The organism is Nocardia sp. NPDC050718 (assembly GCF_040654235.1).
In the GTDB taxonomy this organism is placed as follows: Bacteria; Actinomycetota; Actinomycetes; order Mycobacteriales; family Mycobacteriaceae; genus Nocardia.
The window spans coordinates 184,472-204,863 of sequence record NZ_JBFAHQ010000006.1; the positions used below are offsets into that span (position 1 = coordinate 184,472).

General features: G+C 70.2%; 24 protein-coding genes. 8 read left to right on the forward strand and 16 right to left on the reverse strand.

Translation table 11 applies throughout. The features are described from left to right. Positions 1-103: 103 nt before the first annotated feature. The 3 genes from AB0H54_RS26465 (at position 104) to AB0H54_RS26475 (ending at position 3,180) form a co-directional block, all read left to right on the forward strand. The gene (locus AB0H54_RS26465) at positions 104-1,252 is read left to right on the forward strand and encodes a beta-propeller fold lactonase family protein (protein WP_357348775.1); all 1,149 of its coding nucleotides are present in this window, start codon (positions 104-106) and stop codon (positions 1,250-1,252) included. Between the two features lie 117 nt (positions 1,253-1,369). Beyond that, on the forward strand, positions 1,370-1,798 hold the full coding sequence (locus AB0H54_RS26470) for a MarR family transcriptional regulator (protein ID WP_357348777.1): 429 nt from the start codon (positions 1,370-1,372) through the stop codon (positions 1,796-1,798). Beyond that, positions 1,795-3,180, forward strand: a complete 1,386-nt coding sequence (locus AB0H54_RS26475) for an MFS transporter (RefSeq protein ID WP_357348779.1) — start codon at positions 1,795-1,797, stop codon at positions 3,178-3,180. Before AB0H54_RS26470 ends, AB0H54_RS26475 begins: the two co-directional genes overlap by 4 nt. Positions 3,181-3,259: 79 nt before the next feature. Here AB0H54_RS26475 and AB0H54_RS26480 read toward each other — a convergent pair whose 3' ends face one another. From AB0H54_RS26480 to AB0H54_RS26510, 7 genes are all read right to left on the reverse strand, one after another. Continuing rightward, positions 3,260-4,090, reverse strand: coding sequence for an SDR family oxidoreductase (locus AB0H54_RS26480; protein WP_357349096.1), 831 nt, complete (start codon positions 4,088-4,090; stop codon positions 3,260-3,262). Positions 4,091-4,092: 2 nt separating this feature from the next. After that, the gene (locus AB0H54_RS26485; protein WP_357348781.1) at positions 4,093-5,556 is read right to left on the reverse strand and encodes an aldehyde dehydrogenase family protein; all 1,464 of its coding nucleotides are present in this window, start codon (positions 5,554-5,556) and stop codon (positions 4,093-4,095) included. A 44-nt stretch (positions 5,557-5,600) separates the two neighbouring features. Beyond that, complete coding sequence (locus AB0H54_RS26490; protein WP_357348783.1) at positions 5,601-6,368, reverse strand: SDR family oxidoreductase; 768 nt, start codon at positions 6,366-6,368, stop codon at positions 5,601-5,603. A 35-nt stretch (positions 6,369-6,403) separates the two neighbouring features. Next, the gene (locus tag AB0H54_RS26495; protein WP_357348785.1) at positions 6,404-6,664 is read right to left on the reverse strand and encodes a hypothetical protein; all 261 of its coding nucleotides are present in this window, start codon (positions 6,662-6,664) and stop codon (positions 6,404-6,406) included. Between the two features lie 15 nt (positions 6,665-6,679). Then, positions 6,680-8,599 carry a hydantoinase B/oxoprolinase family protein gene (locus AB0H54_RS26500; RefSeq protein WP_357348787.1) on the reverse strand — a complete coding sequence of 640 codons (1,920 nt, stop codon included), beginning with the start codon at positions 8,597-8,599 and terminating at the stop codon, positions 6,680-6,682. A gap of 11 nt (positions 8,600-8,610) precedes the next feature. Further along, the gene (locus tag AB0H54_RS26505) at positions 8,611-10,677 is read right to left on the reverse strand and encodes a hydantoinase/oxoprolinase family protein (protein ID WP_357348789.1); all 2,067 of its coding nucleotides are present in this window, start codon (positions 10,675-10,677) and stop codon (positions 8,611-8,613) included. A gap of 134 nt (positions 10,678-10,811) precedes the next feature. Beyond that, entirely contained in the window at positions 10,812-11,891 is a 1,080-nt protein-coding gene (locus AB0H54_RS26510; protein WP_357348791.1) for a LuxR C-terminal-related transcriptional regulator, read from the reverse strand. Between the two features lie 205 nt (positions 11,892-12,096). Between AB0H54_RS26510 and AB0H54_RS26515 the strand changes: the two genes are divergently transcribed. Beyond that, positions 12,097-12,927: a DNA/RNA non-specific endonuclease gene (locus tag AB0H54_RS26515; RefSeq protein ID WP_357348793.1), complete on the forward strand. Its 831-nt coding sequence runs from the start codon at positions 12,097-12,099 to the stop codon at positions 12,925-12,927. A gap of 33 nt (positions 12,928-12,960) precedes the next feature. After that, positions 12,961-13,590 (forward strand): LysE family translocator, encoded by a 630-nt coding sequence (locus AB0H54_RS26520; RefSeq protein ID WP_357348795.1) that lies wholly within the window; start codon positions 12,961-12,963, stop codon positions 13,588-13,590. A 6-nt stretch (positions 13,591-13,596) separates the two neighbouring features. Here the strand turns inward: AB0H54_RS26520 and AB0H54_RS26525 are convergent, their stop codons facing one another. The 4 genes from AB0H54_RS26525 to AB0H54_RS26540 all read right to left on the reverse strand — a co-directional run bounded on the left by AB0H54_RS26525 (position 13,597) and on the right by AB0H54_RS26540 (position 15,020). After that, the gene (locus AB0H54_RS26525) at positions 13,597-13,746 is read right to left on the reverse strand and encodes a hypothetical protein (RefSeq protein WP_357348797.1); all 150 of its coding nucleotides are present in this window, start codon (positions 13,744-13,746) and stop codon (positions 13,597-13,599) included. Beyond that, on the reverse strand, positions 13,743-14,003 hold the full coding sequence (locus tag AB0H54_RS26530) for a hypothetical protein (protein ID WP_357348799.1): 261 nt from the start codon (positions 14,001-14,003) through the stop codon (positions 13,743-13,745). Before AB0H54_RS26530 ends, AB0H54_RS26525 begins: the two co-directional genes overlap by 4 nt. Before the next feature lie 162 nt (positions 14,004-14,165). Next, positions 14,166-14,393, reverse strand: coding sequence for a hypothetical protein (locus tag AB0H54_RS26535; protein WP_357348801.1), 228 nt, complete (start codon positions 14,391-14,393; stop codon positions 14,166-14,168). 159 nt (positions 14,394-14,552) lie between these two features. Next, complete coding sequence (locus AB0H54_RS26540) at positions 14,553-15,020, reverse strand: hypothetical protein (RefSeq protein ID WP_357348803.1); 468 nt, start codon at positions 15,018-15,020, stop codon at positions 14,553-14,555. Positions 15,021-15,166: 146 nt separating this feature from the next. Here AB0H54_RS26540 and AB0H54_RS26545 point away from each other — a divergent pair, with 146 nt between their 5' ends. Then, positions 15,167-15,334 (forward strand): DUF4236 domain-containing protein, encoded by a 168-nt coding sequence (locus AB0H54_RS26545; protein WP_218721039.1) that lies wholly within the window; start codon positions 15,167-15,169, stop codon positions 15,332-15,334. A gap of 19 nt (positions 15,335-15,353) precedes the next feature. Here AB0H54_RS26545 and AB0H54_RS26550 read toward each other — a convergent pair whose 3' ends face one another. Next, the gene (locus AB0H54_RS26550) at positions 15,354-15,806 is read right to left on the reverse strand and encodes a MarR family transcriptional regulator (protein ID WP_357348805.1); all 453 of its coding nucleotides are present in this window, start codon (positions 15,804-15,806) and stop codon (positions 15,354-15,356) included. A 93-nt stretch (positions 15,807-15,899) separates the two neighbouring features. Next, positions 15,900-16,448: a dihydrofolate reductase family protein gene (locus tag AB0H54_RS26555; RefSeq protein WP_357348807.1), complete on the reverse strand. Its 549-nt coding sequence runs from the start codon at positions 16,446-16,448 to the stop codon at positions 15,900-15,902. Positions 16,449-16,907: 459 nt separating this feature from the next. Between AB0H54_RS26555 and AB0H54_RS26560 the strand changes: the two genes are divergently transcribed. Both AB0H54_RS26560 and AB0H54_RS26565 read left to right on the forward strand, forming a co-directional pair. After that, positions 16,908-17,531, forward strand: a complete 624-nt coding sequence (locus tag AB0H54_RS26560) for a hypothetical protein (protein WP_357348809.1) — start codon at positions 16,908-16,910, stop codon at positions 17,529-17,531. Between the two features lie 39 nt (positions 17,532-17,570). Then, positions 17,571-18,941, forward strand: a complete 1,371-nt coding sequence (locus AB0H54_RS26565) for an FAD-dependent oxidoreductase (RefSeq protein ID WP_357348811.1) — start codon at positions 17,571-17,573, stop codon at positions 18,939-18,941. 7 nt (positions 18,942-18,948) lie between these two features. Here the strand turns inward: AB0H54_RS26565 and AB0H54_RS26570 are convergent, their stop codons facing one another. Genes AB0H54_RS26570 through AB0H54_RS26580 form a run of 3 tightly spaced genes read right to left on the reverse strand, consistent with a single transcriptional unit; the run spans position 18,949 to position 20,228 of the window. Then, positions 18,949-19,227, reverse strand: a complete 279-nt coding sequence (locus AB0H54_RS26570) for a hypothetical protein (protein ID WP_355282475.1) — start codon at positions 19,225-19,227, stop codon at positions 18,949-18,951. 59 nt (positions 19,228-19,286) lie between these two features. Next, complete coding sequence (locus tag AB0H54_RS26575; RefSeq protein WP_357348813.1) at positions 19,287-19,892, reverse strand: class I SAM-dependent methyltransferase; 606 nt, start codon at positions 19,890-19,892, stop codon at positions 19,287-19,289. 48 nt (positions 19,893-19,940) lie between these two features. Then, positions 19,941-20,228, reverse strand: a complete 288-nt coding sequence (locus AB0H54_RS26580) for a hypothetical protein (protein WP_357348815.1) — start codon at positions 20,226-20,228, stop codon at positions 19,941-19,943. Between the last annotated feature and the right edge of the window lie 164 nt (positions 20,229-20,392).

Consider the following 20,392-nt stretch of genomic DNA (forward strand, 5'->3'; position numbering starts at 1 on the left):
GCTCAGCCGGCGGGGTTTTCGTCGTCTGTGCTGGTCAAGGCCGGTCGCGGGTGTGCAGATTTCTGGACAGTTCACCAGCCCGTCCAAGACTTAGTCTCCTGCTATGACCTCTGATTCAACGTCGACAGGTGGTTCGGGGACCCGGCGGGCGGCCTGGGCGCTGGCACTGGCCGCGACCGTTCTCCCCGGCTTCACGGCGACGGCTCACCCCGCGTCGGCGGATACCGCCGGATACCACATCTACGCCCACGGCTTCCTCAGCGACGGCATCGCGGGCTACCACGCCTCCGACGCCGGACAGCCGACCCCGATCGGGGCCAGGGTGCCGTCCGGCGCTTTCAACTGGCCGCAGGCAGCCACGCCGGACGGACGGTTCCTGATGGTCGCGCCCGGATCGAATCCGCAGTTGATCCCGTACGCGATCGGCGCGGGCGGCGAGCTGACCGCGGGGACGCCGCTGACGATGCCCGACATTCCCGTCGACATCACCTTCTCGCCCGACGGCCGGTTCGCGTATGTCGTCGTCGGCCTGCAGAACGCCCAGGTCGTGGCGGTCCGCATCGGTGTCGACGGCACCCTGACCCGACACGGTGCCGGGACGCCGTTCGGGGAACCGGTCGACGGCGTCGCCTCGGCCACCGTCTCGCCCGACGGCCGTCAGCTCTACGCGGCCAGCCTGCTCCCGCGTCAGTTGCTGGTGTTCGACATCGATCCCGACGGCACGGTGTCGCCGGCCAAGCAGCGGGTCGACACGGGTCTGAACCCGATCTTCCCCCGGGTCACCCCCGATGGGCGCCATGTCTATGTCATCAACGAGATCAGCGGCTCGGTCTCGGGATTCACCAGGGCCGAGGACGGTTCGCTGACCGAGATCGCGGGCTCGCCGTTCCGCACCGGTCTGCTGCCGCATGTCACGAGTATCACGCCCGACGGTCGCTACTTGTACGTGCCGAACATGGGGTCCGGGCACATCAGTTCGTTCCGCGTCGAGCAGAACGGCGTGCTGACTCCGCTGCCCGACGTCGATTTCGCGCCGGGGCAGCCCGGGGTGTTCGCCGAATCGTCGGCGATGTCGCCCAGTGGTGAAGTGCTGTGGGCGCTGGGGACGGATCCGATGCGGGGCGGTGAGGAGATCCTGCGCCGGTTCTCGGTGGGCGCCGACGGTGTTCTCGACCTGGACGAATCGACGGCGGTCTACACCGGCACGTTCGTCGCCGACGGGCGCACGATGACGCTGGTTCCCGGCCGCTGACATCGGGCACGAAGCCCCTTCCGGCGCCGGTCGGAGGGGCTTCTGTGGTCTCGGTCTATAAGCAGCATCACCGCAGTTATTCAACTGAATTGATCAATTTAGTTGTATGGTTTCGCTATGCCCCCCGAACGATCCACCGCCCGAGAGCTGGGTGAAGCGCTACATCCGATCGCTCGCCGACTGCTCGCCGGGCGCTCGATCTCGGTGGGAAAGCTCGGTGTGCTCACCTATTTGGCCAAGCACGGCCGGGCCACCGCGACGACCCTGGCCGCCGAGCAAACTGTCAGTCCGCAGGCCATCGCCACCGCGGTGCGCGAGCTCGAGGTCCTCGGACTGGTGACCCGCACGCCCGACGAGGACGACCGCCGCAAAGTCTGGATCGAACCCACCGCCGCGGGCCGGGCGCGGCTCACCGAGGAACGCGCCGTCGGCCTGGACTGGCTCGCCGGCGCCATCGCCGAACGGCTGACACCCGAGGAGCGCGCGTCCCTCGACGCCGCCCTCCCGGCCCTGCGGATATTGGCGGACGCCGGGCCGATCGCATGATCGCCGGACCGCACCGGCTGGCTCCCGCGCTCGTCTACACCGCCCTGACCTCGGCCATCGTCAGTTCGCTCGGCATGCTGCTGGTGCCGGCGATCTCGCACGACATGGGTGTCGACGTGAGCGCCGCGCAGTGGATGCTCACCGTGAACCTGCTGGTCGGCGCCGTGACCACGCCGATCATGGGCCGCCTCAGCGACGGCCCGCACAAGAAGCGGCTGTTGCTGTGGTCGCTGATCATCATTCTGGCCGGTTCGCTGGTGGCCGCGCTGGCGCCGAACTTCACGGTGTTCCTGATCGGTCGCGCCCTGCAGGGCCTCAGCTACGGGATCGTCCCGGTGACGATCGCGCTGGCCCGCCGCTATCTGCCGCCCGAGGAGGTTCGCAACGGCATCTCGACCCTGTCGGTGACGGTCACCAGTGGGCTCGGCCTCGGCTATCCGCTCACCGGCATCCTGGCCGACCTGTTCGGCTACCGCTTCGCCTTCTGGGCCGCGGCGCTGTTCCTGCTGTCGACCGTCCTGGTCGTCTGGCTCGTGGTGCCGGACGGCCCCGACGAGCGGGCGGCGCGCACGCCGTTCGACCTGCGCGGTGCCGTGCTGATCGGCGTCGGCCTGGCGACACTGCTGCTCGTCGCCGGTGACGGTGCGCGCTGGGGCTGGGGCTCGCCCGCGACGATCGGGCTGTTCCTGGTGTCGGTGGCGATCCTGGTGGTGTGGGGACTGGTCGAACTGCGGACCCCGCACGCCCTGGTCGACCTGCGGGTGCTGCGCACCGGCGACGTGCTCGTCGCCAACGGCACCGCCATCGGGCTCGGCGCGGCGATGTACGCCTGCCTCTCGATCGCCAGCCTGATCGCCCAGGCGCCCACCTCGACCGGCTACGGAGTGGCGCTGCCGCTGTTCTGGGCCGGCTTCGTCATGTTGCCGCTGTCGGTCGGCAGTTTCGCTGCCAACCGGGTGGTGCGCGTGGTCTCGGCCCGTATTCCCATGCGCGCCTTGCTGATTCCCGGTTCCGCGCTGGTCACCGCGTCCAGTCTGCTGCTGTGGATCGCCCACGACGAACTCTGGGAGATCCTGGTCGGCATGCTCGGATTCGGTATGGGCATCGGCACCACCTACGCCGCGATGCCCGCGCTGATCGCCCGCAGCGTCGCCGACCGCGAACTCGGCAGCGCGGTGAGCTTCAACCAGGTCCTGCGGACCGTCGGTGGCTCATTCGGTAGCGCCATGTCCGGCGCGGTGCTCGCCGCACACCTCGCTCCGACCGGCTACCCGACCGCCACCGGGATCGGCATCGGCTTGGCGGTGGGCGCCGTCGGCTGCACCGCGGTCCTGGTCGTGCTCAGCGCCACCCACCTGATGACCCGGCAGAAGCAGCCGTAGGCGACGGGACGAACCACCGAAAACATCGGCCGCGGTGGCCTTTCGGCGACCGCGGCCGGTGTTCTCGGGTCGGCTCACCTCACGACGCGGCGTGGAACTCCGCGGCGAAGTCGGTGATGAGCGCGACCGTGGCGTCCTTGGTCACGGCGGTCGACCCGCCGTCGACCGGGAGCGCGACCCCGGTGATCCAGGCCGAGAGCTCACTGGCGAGGAACAGCGCGGCGCCGGCGATGTCCCCGGCGCGGCCCGCGCGGCCGATCAACGTCTCGCCGCCGATGCGTTCGCCGATCCCGGTGAGGAATTCGTCCTCGCGCTCGCGGGCGACCCCGAACATGTCGGTGATGATCGAGGTGAGCACCGCGCCCGGCAGGATCGCGTTCGACCGGATGCCGGTGCCCCGGTTCTCCATCGCGGTCTGGCGGACCAGCGCCAGGACGGCCGCCTTGGCCATCGAGTACGCCGCCCCGTTCCACCCGGCCTGCAGCGCCGCGACGCTGCCGGTGGTGATGATCGAGCCGGGCGTGCCTTGTAGGCGGAACTGCCGGGCCGCGTACTTGTGCGCGGCGACGTGGGCCCGCAGGTTCAGTGCCAGCGTGCGGTCCAGCCCGGCCGGGGTGAGCTCCTCGATCGGGGAAAGGTCCACGGCGGCACCGGCGTTGCTGAACAGCACATCGAGCCTGCCGAAGGCGCCCACCGCGGCGCCGACCAGCGCTTCGACCTCCGCCGCCGAGGTGACATCGGTGCGGACGAAGCGCGCCGAGTCGCCGAGACGGGCGGCGGCCGCGGCACCGCGTTCCTCCTGGATGTCGGCGAGGACCACCAGCGCGCCGTGCTCGACGAAGGCTTCGGCGGTGGCCAGGCCCATGCCGCTCGCGGCCCCGGTGATGACGGCGACCTTGCCTTCCAGCATCTTCACAGCGGCCACTGCACGTGCTTGACCTCGAAGAATTCGCGGAATCCTTCCTCGCCACCCTCGCGTCCGATGCCGCTGTGGCCGGGACCGCCCCAGGGTGCGTCGGCCCGCATGCCGCCGCCACCGTTGACGGTCACCGTGCCCGAGCGCAGGCGGCGGGCGAAGGCGATGGCGTCGGGTGTCGGCCCCCAGACATTGGCGTTGAGCGCGTATCGGACGTCGTTGGCCATCCGGATCGCGTCGTCGAGGTCGGTGTAGGGCAGAACGACGCCGACCGGCGCGAACAGTTCCTCCTGCGCGATCTCGGCCGCGTTGGAAACGCCGGTCACCAGGGTCGCCTCGAGGAAGAACCCGTCGTCGAGCCCGGCGGGCCTGCCGCCACCGACCGGCACCGCCGCGCCGGCCGCGCGGGCCCGCTCGAGGTAACCCTCCACGTCGCTGCGGTGCTCGCCGGTGATCAGCGGGCCGAGGACCGTGTCGGCGGCCAGCGGATCGCCGACGGTGAGCCCGCGCAGGAACGCGCCCGAGCGCTCGACGTATTCGTCGAAATCGGCCCGGGGCACCAGGGTTCGGGTGGTCGCGCCGCACGCCTGCCCGCTGTTGCGGGTGAACCGCAGCGCCGAGGCGGGCACGGCGCGTTCGAGGTCGGTGCCCGGCAGGACGATATTGGGCGACTTGCCGCCGAGTTCGAGCACCACCTTCTTCAACGTCGGGGCCGCCAGGGCGAGGATCTTGCTGCCGACCGCGGCGGACCCGGTGAACGTCACCATGTCGACTTCGGGCGCGGCCACCACCTGCTCGGTGACCGCGGGCGGGCCGAACACCAGATTGACCGCGCCTGCGGGGAATCCGGCCTCCTCGACCAGCCGCACGAACGCCGAGGTCAGCAGCACCGCCTTCGGCGAGGTGACCAGCACCGTCGAACACCCGGCGGCGAGCGCGGCGCCCAGCTTGTACGCGCTCATCATGATCGGCACGTTGTAGGCCACCACGGCGGCCACCACGCCCGCGGGCTGACGGAGCAGCAGACTGCTGGTGGTGATCGGGTCGTGGTCGAGTGGCAGCGGCTGCTCGTAGCCCTCGCGCGGTCCCCGGGCCGCGGCATCGGCGAACCAGCGGAAGAACTTCGCGGGCAGGTCGACGTGCAGCGTCGGCCCGCTGCTGATCGGCGTGCCGATCTCGGTGGCGGCGAGCCGGACGAGCGCGTCGCGGTTCGCCTCGAGCAGGTCGGCGAGCCGATGCAGCAGGGCGCCGCGATCGGCGGGCCCGAGCCTGCTCCACTCGCCGCCGTCGAACGCGCGGCGTGCCGCCGAGACCGCCGCGCCGACCTGTGCCGCGCTCGTCGACGGCGTGAGCGCCACCTGCACCCCGGTCGCTGGTGCGATCGTGGCTATCACCGGGCCGTCCCCGGCTTCCCAGCGACCGGCGAGGTAGCTCGCGGCCGTACCAATCAGGGCTGTCATGCGTGAATCCTTTTCGGGTCGAGATCGATTCGAGAAGCGGCGGATCACCCCGCCATGTATCCGCCGTCCACGACGAACTCGCCGCCGGTGGCGTAGGCGGCACGGTCCGACAGCAGCCACACCGCCATCTCCGCGATATCCGCGGGCGCGGCGAGCCGGGCCGCGGGAATGCGCGCCATGATGGTGTCGCCGCTGCGACGCTTGGCGTCCTTCATCAGGTCGGTGTCGGTGTAGCCGGGGCACACCGCGTTGATCCGGACGGCCGGGGCGTACTCGATCGCGGCGGTCTTGGTCAGGCCGATGACGCCGTGTTTGGCCGCCGAGTACCCGGCGGTGGTCTTGAATCCGGTCAGCCCCGCCAGCGACGCGGTGTTCACGATCGCCCCGCCGCCCTGCGCCACCATCTGCGTCAATTCCGCACGCAGACACAGCCATACGCCCTTGAGGTTCACCGCGATCGCCCGATCGAAGGCGTCTTCGTCCCACTCGGCGACGCGTCGTCCGCCCTGGCCGATCTGTCCGCCGCTGACCCCGGCGTTGTTGAACGCACCGTCGAGGCGGCCGTACTCGGCGACCACCGCGGCCACCATCGCGGTCACGGCCGCGCCGTCGGTCAGGTCGGCGGGCACCGTGATGGCCTCGCCGCCGGCGGCGCGCACCCGCTCCGCCGTGGCTTCCACGCCGTCCTTCGAGACATCGGTCAGCGCGAGGTGCGCGCCTTCCCGCGCGGCCAGCAGCGCTGTCGCCGTACCGATTCCGCCCGCCGCGCCCGTGATGAGCACGGTCTTCCCGTCGAGCAACAGTCCTGACATCGATGTTTTCCTTTCGAGAGCTGGAACGGGACGGATCAGCCGACGCGCGAGGCGGGCCAGTCCCTGGCCGGGGCGCGCCACGCGGGCCAGTGGTCCGCTGGCTCGGGGCGCGTCACCGAGACGTGGTGGAAGCACGTCTGGCACTTGACCACCATGCGCGGACCGAGGAAGTTGGCGACGGGATAGCGCGCCAGCTTCTCCGCGCCACACGCGGGGCACGCGCCGTCGACGGGGACGCGTTCGACGTACACGCGCTCGGTGTCGGGGCGGGGGAACAGAAGACGATCGACTGCCATGAGAGTGTCCTTCGCTCAGAGGGTCCAGGTGAGGGGAGTGGCGACCGGCACCTGCCAGCGGCCCTTCGCGCGGTCGGTGGCCAGCCGGTCGCGCAGGGTCGCTGTCGCGCGCTCGTCGACCGCGCCGTCGCTGATCACGACTCCGTAGGCGGCGGCGGCGAATTCGGTGCTGACCAGCCCGGCGCGCACATCGGTGGCGACCCGGTCCGCCTCGCGGTCGAGCGGATCACCCCAGCCGCCGCCACCGCCGATGACGAACCGCAGGGCATCACCGGCTTTCAGGATCAGGCCGGAGAACTTGCCGGTCCGATAGCGTGCGCCGCGCCCGAATTCGCCGTGGTTGGGATCGGGCCTGCCCTCGGCGTCGAACATGCCGAACAGCGGCTCGATGCCGCGCAGATCGAGTGGATCTCCGTGCCGGGCGAGATCGAAATCCTCGATGTACCACCCGAAGGCGGGAGCACCGGCGCCGCCGCCGCTGGATCCCGGTGCGCCGACCCGGATCCGGTCCGCGGTGACGGTCACCATGGTGTCGGATTCGGCGTAGATCGAGTACACCGAACCCGCGCCGCCGCGATAGCGGCCCGCGCCCGCGGTGTCGACGACCATCTCGTGCTGGACCACCACCAGCGGACTCTCGATCTCCAGATGCTCCTGCACGGAGGTGCGGCAGTTGCCGATCGGGATCACACAGAAGGAGACGCCGTCCTCCTTCCAGGTGCCGCCCCAGCCGCCACCCGCCAGCGCGAACGCGCCCCACGGCGTGCCCTCGTGCCCGGGGCGGGTATCGATTCCACCCAGGCTCACCACCACGGCGGTGCCGGTGTCGCAGGCGAACGTCTCGTCGGTGGCCCGGCTCAGCGCCTGGGTGACCACATTGATCCCGCGCGCGCCGATGTCGGCGTGGTTGGAGCAACTCGACGGCGGCAGGACCTGGACCACGCTGCCCGACGGCAGCAGGGTCTCGATCGGCCGCAGCGTGCCGCTGTTGACCGGCGTGGACGGGTCGACCATCAGCTTGACCGCCTCGATGCAGCGGGTGGCCTCGCACCACGCGGTACCGCAGTTGCCCAGGGGCTGGCGGCCCGAGCCGGAGAAGTCGATCTCCATCGAATCGCCCCGGACCTTCACCGTCACGTGCACCGGGATCGCCTCGTCGCCGACACCGTCCTCGTCGAGGAAGTCCTCGGCGGTGTAGTCGCCGTCGGGAATGCTCGCGATGCCGCGCCGCATGCTCGCCTCGGTGGAGTCGATGGCGTACCGTCCGGCGGCGCGGACCCGATCGAGCCCGCTGCGGGCGATCAGTTCCTGGAGCTGGCGTTCGCCCACCACCAGGCAGCCGTGCAGGGCGCGCAGGTCACCGAGAACGAGCTGGGGGACGCGGTTGTTCTCGAGCAGGAAGTTGAAGGTCGGCCGCACCGGAACGTCGTTGGCGTACAACAGGGTCGGTGGCAGCTTGAGCTGTTCCTCGAAGTGGGTCTGCGTGCCGTTCGAGAATCCGCCGGGGATCGCGCCGCCGAGGTCGACCAGGTGCGAGGTCGAGTGCAGCAGGAACTCCACGCGGCCGTCGACGAAGATCGGTCGCAGCAGGTTCACGTCGGACTGGTGGATGGTCCCGCGCCACGGGTCGTTGACGAAGATGACGTCGCCGGGCTGCATCGTGTCGATGTCCCAGTCGTCCATCACGAAGTTCGCGATATGCGGTGCGGTGAAGGCGTGCTGCATGCAGCCCTCCCACAGCGCGACGGTCTCCCAGCCGTCGTCGGTGCGCATGTGGATGGCGCTGGTGCAGTCCAGGATGTCGCGGCAGACCGGCGAGAAGGCGCTGCGCATCAGCGAATCCAGCATCTCGCGGGCCACTTCGACGAGGCCGTAGCGCAGGATGTCGAGCTCGACGTCGACGGCGGGGCCCGGGGTTTCGGTGGTGATGGTCATGGGTGTGCTCCTCAGCGCTGCGGCTCGATGATGAGAGTGAGGTCGTCGTCCACGTGGGCCACCCGGCCGGGCAGCACCAGGGTGGTCGCGAACTTCTCGGCGATCAGGGCGGGGCCGGGCACCGGCTGATGCGGCGCGAGGCGTTCCCGGACGTGGATAGGGACCTCGACGGGTGTGGTGGTGCCCGGCACGGTCAGCGGGGTCGTGCGAAGGAAGGACTCGCCCGCGTCCGTGCTGCGGTCGGCGTCGCCGAGTTCACGCGGGAGCACCGCGGTCACCTCGACGGTGGACACCACGACGGGGATCTCCGGGGCCGCGAAACCGTAGGCCTGCCGGTAGAAGTCGTGGAACGCGGGGACCAGTTCGTCGACGCGGTCGGCGGTGACCGCGCCGGCGGCGATCGGCAGCCGGTTGTCCCAGGTCTGGCCGCGATACATCGCGAAGACGGCGCGTTCGAAGCGCAGCCGTGACACATCGATGCCCTGGTCGCGCAGGTCGGTCCTGATGCTGTCCTGGAGCGCGACGAACGCGGCCTCCACCGCGTCGGCCTGCGGGCGGGCCAGCGGCGTCATGATCGACTGCGCGCGGGTCACCATCAGATCGCTGCGCAGCAGCCCCAGCGCGGAGAACTGGCCGGGACTGCGCGGCACGATCACCGTGTCCAGCCCGAGGATCTGGCCGACCCGATCGGCGAGCATCGGCCCGGCCGACCCGGAGGGCTGCAACGCGAACTCCCGGACATCGAGACCGCGGTACACCGAGATGCTGCGCACCTTGGCCGCGATGTCCTGGCACGCGATTTCGTAGGCGGCGGAGGCGAGTTCGAGTGCCGACAGGCCCCACTGCTTGCCGGTCGTGCGCAGCGCCTCCAGCGACGCGTCGACATCGAGCTGGATCGCGCCGTTGGCGAACAGGTCCGGTTGCAGGATGCCCAGGGCGGCGCACGCGTCGGTGAGCGTGGGCTCGACACCACCGCGCTGGTAGCAGACCGGGCCGGGATTCGACCCGGCCGAGGCGGGACCGACGGCGACGGCGCCGAGCGCGCTGGGCCGGATGAGGCTGCCCGCGCCGGAGCCGATGCTCTCGACATCGACCAGCGGCATGGTGAGCGTCAGGCCGGTCTCGAGCGTCCAGGTGTCGGTGAGCGGGGTCTTGCCGCCGCGGATCGCGGCCACATCGGTGCTGGTCCCGCCCACATCGATGGTGAGCAGGTCGAGCGCGCCGCTCTCGTTGGCCAGTTTGACGCTGCCGCTGACCCCACCGACCGGACCGGAGACCAGCTGGAAGACCGGCGCCTTGCTCGCGTCGGCGAAGGTCGCGACGCCACCGTTCATCATCATGATCCACAGGGTGCCGCGGTAATCCTGCTCGGCCAGCCGGGCCCGGAGCCGCTCCAGGTAGCCGACGACCGCCGGGCCGACATAGGCGTCCAGCGCCACGGTGGTGGTCCGCTCGTGCTCGCGGGTCACCGGGTACAGCGCCGAGGTCTGGATGTAGGCGCCGGGCAGCTCCTCGGCGACGATCTCGGCGGCGCGCCGCTCGTGCTCGGCGTTGATATAGGAGTTCATCAGGCACACCGCGACCGAGCGGGCACCCTGCTCGCCCAGGGCCCTGGCGGCCTTGCGGACCGCGTCCTCGTCGAGGGTCAGCAGTTCGGTGCCGTCGTAGCGCAGCCGGCCGGGCACACCGAAGCGCGACTCGCGCCGCACGATCGGGCGTTCCTGATGCGGCCGCAGCCAGGTGGGGTCGTAGAACCGGTCGCCGAACTCGCGGTGCATGCGACCGATGTCGAGCAGATCGCGATGGCCGCTGGTCGCGATCAGGCCGGTGTGCTCACCGGTCCGGCTGAGCAGGGCGTTGATGCCCACCGTGTGCCCGTGCACGATCTCGGCGACGTCGGGCACCGCGACGTCGATCGCCGCGAGCGCCTGCAGGACGCCGTTCTCCTGCTCCGGTGTCGACAGCACCTTGCCGTCGCGGATCTCCCCGGTGTTCTGGTGCACGCCGATGATGTCGGTGAACGTGCCACCCACATCGATGCCGACGATCCAGTCGGCTTCCCGTTCGCTCTGCGTCATACCCGCGCCTCCGTGCCGTGTGCGGCGGCGTGTGATCCGCCGCACTATGTCGCAGCTCACTCTCCCTTTCGGCGTGCGTCGCGACATCCCGCGCAGGTCATGCTTTTGTACGACCTTCGGACGACCCGGTGCGCTCAGGCGCGTGCCGAGTCGGTGCCCCGCAGCCAGATCGCGACCGCCTCGGCGCGATTGGCGGCGCCGAGCTTGCGCAGCACGCGCGTGATGTGGGTCTTCACGGTGCCCTCGGTGATGGCGAGTTTGCGGGCGATCCTGCCGTTGGAGTCGCCGTCGGCGAGCAGCCGCACGATCTGCACCTCCCGCCGGGTGAGCACGGTGTCGTCGGCGCGGCTCAGCGCCACCGACGCGGTGACCGGCGGCGCGGTCGATCGCCACCGGCCGAGTGCGCCGAGCTGACTGTGGATCGAGGAGATCCCTTCCAGCACACTGACTTTGGCGAGCTGCTGACTCACTCCGGTGGCGAACGCCGACAGCAGTCCCTGGTCGAAGTCGGTGAGCGCGCGGCGCTGGTGATAACAGTCGCCGTGCAGCATCCCGACGACGTCCCCGTCGACGATCAACGGCGCGATGCCGTACGACGAGGACTTCGTGACGGTCGCCAGCGGCCGGTTCACCCGCGGATTGTCCTGCACCTCGTGCACCAGTACCGCCCGCGCGCCGGCCACGGTGTCGTGCTCGACCAGCGCCTGGTCGAGCACGGGCGGGTTCTCCCGGCCGACGGCGACGATATCGGCCGCCCAGCGCGGATCGCGCACCACGAACATGGTGTGCAGTCGCCACGCGCCGTCGACGGTGGACACCAGCGCCCGATCGAAACCGAGCGCGCACGTGGCCTCCGGGATCCGGGTCAGCAGGGTGTCCACGCTGGTCGCGGCGCCGAGGTCGGCCAGCGCGGCGTGCACGGCCGATACCTGCCGGGTCCGGTCCGCGAGCCGCGCCCGCGAGCGCATCGATTCCGCGGCCCTGATCCGCTCGAGCATCCCGATCAGCGCGGTCAGCCGGCCCGCGGACGGCTCCACCACTCGGGATTCGTGGAGCGCCGCGGCGGTCACCTCGTCCCAGAGACCGTCGAGGGTCTCGTCCGTGCGCCGCGGCTCGTCCGGCTCCCGGTCGAGCAGCGCGCTCGCCTGCCCGGTGATCTCGGTGATCTCGGCCGCCAGCTCAGCGGCACGCCACTGTATCGATGAACTGCCCATGTCCAACTCCCGTGATTCAACTCACGTCCAGCATAATATAAAGAATTTCGGGCGATAGGGATCGGTATGGCGCAGGACAGTGATGCGGGTAGTCGACTACGCGTGAGGTGATCGGGCGTGCCGACGACGATGGCGTGCACATCCACCGCACAGCCAGGTCCCGGGAGTGATCGCCATGACTGCCACCCACACACCGTCGACAGCCGTGAGTTTGGCGAGCGAAGCCGTGCCGAGGGCCGGGTACGAGCCGGGGTTCCTCGCCACCAGGATCGAGGTGCCCGAACTCGACGCCGAGGTCGGCGGCGACGCGGTGCGCCTCGACGGGTCGGCGGTCATCCGGTACACCCATTTCTCGCTGGCGCTCAGTGCGGCGCGGCGCTTCGCCTTCTGGGTGGCGTGGAACATCGACGGCGCGTCGATGAAGCGCATCGACCGGACCGGCATCGAATTCGTCAAGGACCCGCGGCTGCCGGCCGATGCGCAGGTGGGCAACGAGCTCTACCTGCGTAATCGCCTCGATCGGGGGCACCTCGCGCGGCGTGCCGACCTGCTGTGGGGGAGCATGTCCGAAGCCGAGAAGGCCAATGTCGACTCGTTCTTCTACACCAACATCACCCCGCAGATGGACGACTTCAATCAGAGCAGCCGCAACGGCGTGTGGGGACAGCTCGAGGACGCCGTCTTCGCCGATGTCGACATCGACGACCTGCGGGTGAGTGTCTTCGGCGGACCGGTGTTCGCCGCCGACGACCGCGTCCACCGTGGCGTGGCGTTGCCCCGCGAGTACTGGAAGCTGATCTGCTTCGTCGAGGGTGGTCGGCTGAAGTGCCGTGCCTTCCTGCTGTCGCAGCGGCTCGACCACCTCGAGGCGCTCGAGCTCGACGAGTTCCGGGTTTTCCAGGTGGCGGTGACCGAGCTGGAGCAGCGGACACGCCTGCGCTTCCCGGACGCCGTGCGCGCCGCCGACACCGTGCCGGTCACCGAGTCGGCCGCACCGCGCGCGCCGCTGACCTCCACCGCCGACATCACCTGGTGACGGCCGCGGCGAACACGCTTCTACGATGGAGCGATGATTGCCGCGGTCCTGTCGTTCACTCTCGCCGCGGTCGTGCTGGTACTGCTGCCGGGCCCGGACACGCTGGTCGTGGTACGCAGCCTCGTCCGGGGCGGCCGCCGGGCCGGGATCCGCACGGCCGCGGGGGTGCTGTGCGGGCTGACGGTCTGGGTCGTCGCCGCGGTGCTCGGACTCTCGGCGCTGCTGCGCGCCAGTGAGATCGGGTACGAGGCGCTGAAGATCGTCGGCGCCTGCTACCTGGTGTGGATCGGGGTGCAGTCGCTGAAGGCGCTGCGGCGGCCGGTCGGCGCGGAAGCTCTCGTCCCGGCGGAGTCGACGGCGCCGCTGGACCGGGTGGGCAATTTCGGCGCGGGCTTCCTGACCGACATCCTGAACCCGAAGATCGGTGTCCTGTTCGTCAGCTTCCTGCCCGGGTTCGTCCCCGACGGATACTCGCCGGTGTGGACGACCCTGGGGTTGGGCGCGGTGTACATCGTGCTGACCGCCCTGTACTGCGCCGCGCTCGTGGTCGCCGCGGGCTCGATCTCGACCTGGATGCAGACCGAGCGCATCCGCCGCCGCATCGACGCGCTCACCGGCCTGGTGCTGGTCGGGTTCGGTGTGCGCCTGGCGACCGAATCCTGACCGCGCTCAGCGAACCCGTTCGTCCGGCGTCGGTTCCGGCTCCGGGGGATGACGTTGCAGTTCCAGCCAGTAGCTGATCACCACCACGGCGTAGCCGGACACCAGCGAGCCCACGGCCAGTGCACAGAGCCCGCCGATCACGGCCAGCGCTGTCACCACGTCCCGCCCGACCGGCCGTGGCGGTCTCCGCGCAGCCGGTCCGATCGAGCGCGCTTGGCCGCATCCGCCAGATCGGCGATGTCGAACGCCAGCGAGCGGCCCTCCCGCACCAGCTCACGACCCGAATCGGTGGCTGTGCGCCGGATTTCGCGTTGATGCGCGGCCACCGCGGCCCCCACCTCCCTGGCGAATTCGCCGAACGCCGCCAGATCCCGCGCGGCCAGCTCGACCCATTCGCCTACTACCGTTGACACCAGCAACCTCATCGTCGCCACCCCGCCGGAATATTGAGTGAACAGTTGTGCACTGACATCACTACGCTATCCGGTAACGGAGGTACCGGCAAGTTCTACCAGGCGCCGGAGAGACGACGCAGTCCCGGTGCCCGGCACCGGGACTGCGTGTCGACGGCGGGATCAGGGCAGGGGAACCCAGGTGCCGAAGAACCAGAAGCCGTGCTGGGGTGCCTGGTCGCGGTGTTCGGGGCGGTGTTCCTGCTGCGGGCGGTGTTCCTGCTGGGCCTCCGGTCGCGGCTGGTCCTGGCCACCCGGATCGGCACTCGCGACGCCCGCCGCCGCACCGGCGACCCCGACGGCGAGGGTGCCGGCGACCGCGGTCTTGGCCAGTGTCGACTTGATGCTCATGCGGATTCCTCCTGTCGTTCGACCCGGGGGAGTGGGTCGGCGGTCAGCGGTGTGCTGAACCGGTAGGAGAAACCCTCGTCCCCGAAACTGGGGACGCGGTGGGCTGTGGGTGTGGGTGAGCTGTGAATCCGACGCGCAGTGGACTCCAGGCGCGGACGCTCAGGGCATTTCGACGGTCTCGGCCCTGGCGATCTCGGTGATGGCGCGCAGCACGGACTCCCGGGCGGGCACCCGTGCGGTGGTGGCGAGGTGGTCGATCAGCAGGATCGCCGCGGGCCGGGGGTCGGTCGGCAGGCGGTCCTCGCCCTCGTCGATGCCCAGCGCGCCGGTCAGCGCGCCGACGACGGCGGCCGGGTCCAAGCGCGGCAGCCAGACCACCGACCGCCCTACCACCGCCTCGAGGACCGCGCGGACATCGTCGCCGGTGAGACCGTCCGGATGGGCGATCTCGAGCAGTTCCCGCACCACCGCCGCGAGCACCGCGCTCACCTGATCGGCGGGCAGTTCGGCGAGATCGCCGGTCGCGGCGCCGAATCCGGGCTCGTCGGCGGCCTGCGCGGCGAGCAGGGCGGCCTCGATCGCGGTCGCGATCGCGCGGGCCGGTGCGGGCCACTCGGTCGGCCACATGGCGCTGTCCTCCTCGCGGGTCGATACGCCGCGTACGTCCGTGCGCGGGCAGGTGCCAGCGTAACGAGCGCCGGTGGCGGGCTCGCGAGGTCCGGTGCGAGCCACCGGGATCGGTTATCCTGGACGCGATCTCAGGAAGGCTTCACATGCCCATCAGATTCCGTCAGCGCAAGTCGTTCGGCCCGCTGAAATTCAACTTCACCGAATCCGGCCTCTCCTCGTGGAGCATCAAGATCGGCCCGTGGACCTGGAACTCGCGCACCAGGAAGAACAGCGTCGACCTGCCCGGTCCGCTGAGCTGGCGCCAGCGCTGACCCACGCCCAGCGGTAGCGTCAGCCGGCGAGAGGGGTCGGCTGGTTCACGATCTGCGTCATGATCGCGACCGCGTGGGTGAGCACGGTGAGATCCTCGTCGGAGAGCTTGGACAGCTGCTCGGTCAGCCACTCCTCGCGAGCCTGGGCCTCGTCGGAGAGCAGGGCCAGGCCGGATTGTGAAGCGGCGATGATGATCTGACGGCCGTCGGTCGGATGCGGGGACCGCTCCACCAGGTTCATGTCGGTGAGCGAGGCGATGACGCGGGTCATCGACGGCGGCTGCACGCATTCCCGGCCCGCCAGCGTGCCCGGTGTCATCGCGCCCTCCCTGGCCAGCGTGGACAGCGCCGAGAGCTGCGTCAGGGAGATGTGCGGATCGGCGCGCCTGCCGCGCAGACGCCGCGCGAGCCGGACGGTGGACAGGGAAAGGTCACCGGCGAGAGCGCGGGTGTCCGGCAGAGGCGTGGTCATACCCATGAACTTTACGAACAAAACCTCCTCGGCGGCTACCGATCGGGGGGACCGGGGGCGAGACCCCCGGCACACCGCCGCCGACAGGGGAGCTCAGCTCGCGGCCGGGCCGTAGTCGAGGTGGACGACGCCGTTGTCGTAGACGTCGGTCGAGAGCAGCGCGAGGGGGGTCTGCTCGCCGTCGACGAAGAACCGCTCGCCGGTGCCCAGCGCGATGGGGTACACGAACAGGTGCAGGTGGTCGACCAGGCCGTCGCGCAGCAGCGCGCGGACCAGCGTGCCGCTGCCGCTGATGTAGATGGTGCCCTCGGTCTCGTCCTTGAGCTTGCGGATCACGTCGGCGTCGTAGGCGCCGAGGCGCACGCTGTTGGCCCACTCCTCCTTGGGCTCCTGCGATCCGACGATGTACTTGGTGGTCTCGTTGAAGAACGGGGCACCCGGGTCGTCCTCGACCGTGCGGGTCGACCACGCGGGGGCGAACATCTCGAAGGTGTTGCGGCCGAGCAGGATCGCGGTGGCGTCGCCGGTGATCGCGCCGAGGGTCTCACCCATCTTCGGATCGAATCCGTAGGCGACGGTGAACGACGGGTCGTCGTACATGCCGTCGAGCGCGATGAACTCGTGTACTGCGATGCTGCCCATGATGGTGTCCCTTCGGTGGTTGTCGTCAGCGGTGCTTCGCTGTCGAAAACTACCTTGCCGGAACCGCCTTACGGTTTGTTTACGGTGGCGCGCTGGCGTTCGGAAACGGTGCGCGGCAGCGCCGGAAGACCCCGGACAGAACAGTCCCCGGTAGCCTCGATCGTCACCACGAACCTCAGTCGTCGCTGACTGTTCTGGTACCCGATCGGCTTGCCGGGGGCCTGGGCCGGAGCCTGGGAATCAGTCACCACTGTCGACAGACGTCTCCGTCGGCTGCGCGGCTATTTTCCGGTGTTCCGGTATGTATCCAGTCTTCTCCGGATTTCGCCGCTGTCAATACCTGCGCCTACCCCAATACGGCGGAAAAAGGGCATTGTGCGGAGGGTGGGCGTGGAGGACAGTGGGTATGTCCGGTGGTGCCCACCGGGGCGCCGCCTTTACCCAGGTAGGAGGTGGCTCGTGTACGCACGTTCAAGCACAATCGCGGCTCAGCCGTCGTCGATCGACGGCGGGATCGCATACCTCCGCAACGACATCATGCGGAATCTGCCCGAAGTCGAGGGCTGGGTCGGTCTGTCGCTGATGGTGGACAGGGCGACAGGACGCTGTATCGCGACGACCGCGTGGGAATCCGAGGAGATGATGCAGGCCAGCAGGCCGCGCGTCCAGATGTGGCGAGACGGCCTGGCCCAGGCGCTGAACGGGCCGGTGGACAAGGTCGAGGAATGGGAAGTGGCGGTCATGCACCGCGATCACCTGGCCGGCGCGAACGCGTGCACCCGGTGCACGTGGGTGCAGGTCGACCCGTCCGCGGTCGACGGCGCGATCGAGACGTTCAAGGCACAACTGCTGCCGGAATTCGAGAAGCTCGACGGCTTCCGCAGCGCCAGCCTGTTCGTGGACAGGGCGACCGGCCGCGGTGTCGGCTCGACCGTCTGGGCGAGTCGCGAGGAGCTCGACAGCAGCCGTGAGCATGCGGACCGGATCAGGGCGATGGCGACCCGGGTCACGGGCGCGCGCATCGTCGACGTGGCCGAATTCCGGCTGGGATTCGCGCACCTGCGGGTGCCCGAGATGGTGTGAATCCCGATCACCGCACGGCGCGCCCGTACCGTGGACGCCATGGGCGAACGTGTGGTGGTCATCGGTGGCGACGCGACGGGAATGGCCGCCGCGTCGCAGGCCCGCAGACTGCGTGGCGCCGACGAGCTTGAGATCGTGGTGTTCGAGAAGGGGTATCACGCCTCGTATTCGGCGTGCGGCATCCCCTACTGGGTGAGCGGGGACGTCGGCGAGGTCGACGACCTGATCGCCCGCACGCCCGCCGAACACCGCGATCGCGGGATCGACCTGCGTCTGCGGACCGAGGCGATCGAGATCGATCCGGTCGGTCGCCGGGTGCGCGCGCGTGATCTCGGCACCGGCGCGGAATCCTGGACCGACTACGACGACCTCGTGCTGGCGACCGGCGCGACACCCGTTCGGCCACCGCTGCCCGGAATCGATGCCGACGGCGTGTACGGCGTGCAGACCCTCGACGACGGGCAGGCCCTCATCGACGGGCTCGCGGCGGCGCCGGGGCGTGAAGCGGTGGTCGTCGGCGCCGGGTACATCGGCGTCGAGATGGCCGAGGCGCTGGTGGTGCGCGGATTCCGGGTCACCATGGTCACCCGGGGCGCCGAACCGATGTCCTCGCTCGATCCCGATATGGGCGCGCTGGTGCGAAAGGCCATGGAGGGGATGGGCATCCGGGTCGTGCCCGACGCCGAGGTGACCGGGTTGCCCACCGGCGCGGACGGCCGGGTCCGCGCGGTGGCGACCGCCGACGCCGAGTATCCGGCCGATGTGGTGGTCCTCGGGATCGGCGTGCGCCCGGCCACCGACCTCGCGCGCCGCGCCGGGCTGCCCCTGGGCGAATCCGGCGGTCTGCTCACCGATCTGGCGCAGCGGGTGCGCGGATACGACGAGATCTGGGCGGGCGGGGATTGCGTCGAGGTGCTCGATCTGGTGTCGGGGACGTCGCGCTATGTGCCGCTGGGCACCCACGCCAACAAGCACGGCCAGGTCATCGGGTCCGGTGTGGGCGGCGGCTATGCCACGTTCCCCGGTGTCGTCGGTACCGCGATCAGCCGGGTGTGCGATCTGGAGGTGGCGCGCACCGGCCTGCGGGAGAAGGACGCCGCACGCGCGGGGTTGCAGTTCCACGCCGTCACCATCGAATCCACCGGCCGCGCCGGCTATTTCCCCGGCGCCGCCCCGATGACGGTGAAGATGCTCGCCGAACGCCGCACCGGCCGGCTGCTCGGCGTGCAGATCGTCGGCCGCGACGGCGCCGCCAAGCGCATCGACACCGCGGCCGTCGCGCTAACCGCGCGGATGACGGTGGAACAGGTGATCGCGCTCGATCTCGGCTACGCGCCGCCGTTCTCACCGGTCTGGGACCCCATCCTGGTCGCCGCGCGCGCCGCGGCCCGCGCGGTGGGGCGCGGCTAGGGACACCTCAGCCGGACTGGGTCGCCAGGTAGATGAGCAGGGTCAGTCCCAAGGCGAGGGCGCCGAGCACACCGCCGACCAGGGTGTCGGCGCGATTGTCGGCCTCGCCGCGTTCGATCCGGTCCCAGCCGAAGAACGCCGCCGTCACCGCCGCCACGGCGGTCGGCGCCGCCAGGAATTCACCGGCGAAGGGGATGAACGAGAGTACGAACGCGACGATGCCGAGCACCAGCGCCAGCAGTCCGACACCGTTGCGCGGGGGCGGCGGGACCTGGGGGTCGGGCATGCCACGAGGCTAGCCGGTGTCGCGGCTCGGTGTGGTCCCAGCCGACGCCGGACCGCGCGTCAGGAGAACACGGCGACCAGGAAGTCCGAGTCGTCGGCGAACGGCCGCAGATCCCAGGTCGAGAGCAGCAGATCGACGGTGAGACCGGCGGATTCGGCATCGGCCAGGAATTCGGTGAACGCGTAGCCCCGGTCGGCGCCGAATCCGACGACCACCCGGCCGCCCGGACCGCGATGCCGGGCGAAGGCCGTCAGCACCGCCGACCGGGTGGCCGGCGCGAGGAAGGTCATCACATTGCCCGCGCACACGATCACGTCGAAGTCGCGGGTGGGCAGATCCAGTTCGGCGAGGTCACCGACCAGCCAGGTCGGGCCGGGATGATCCGCGCGCGCCGCCTCGATCAGCACCGGATCGCCGTCGACGCCGACCACGGTGTGCCCGGCCTCGTGCAGGTAGCCACCGATCCGGCCCGCGCCGCAGCCCGCGTCGAGCACCCGGCGCCCGCGCCCGAGCATCGCGTCGATCAGGCGTGCCTCACCGACGATGTCCTCGCCCGCGGCCGCGAGGCTGCGGAAACGCTCCACGTACCAGCTCGAATGCGCCGGGTCGGCGGCGGTGAGCTCGTCCCAGCGGCTGGGGGTGCGCTTGCTCGGCGACGCGCTCATGCTCGGGTCCTCCTCGGGTCGACCCGCTCGACCCTACGCCGACCGCGATCACTGACTCGGCTGCGGCAGCGTGCACGCGGAGATCCGGGGGTTGGCGCCCAGATAGTTGAGTGGTCCGGCGAGGACGGTGACGCCGATCGTGCCCAGCCCGCCGCAGTCGGTCGGCGGATTCGCGAAGTACTGGCGTTGCGATGCCGCCAGCAACCCGAGCCCGAACCAGACCAGCAGCAGCGTCGACAGGAGGAACTTGGCGATCTGGTGCGATGGCCGAGCGTGGATCTCTCGAACCTCGCGAATCTCTCGATTCCGTCGATTCCGGCGACCGCTCATCGTCATCGCGTCCTTCCCGTTTCCGAGTAGCTCGCTGATACTCCCTGTGACCAGGGTCGATCCTGTGGAACCACCGACACGCGCGACGCTCAGTGCTATCAACAGTGCAGCCCGGCGCCCGCACAGTCAACCGTTACGGGGTGTCGTGGCCGGTGGATCCGGCCGCCGCG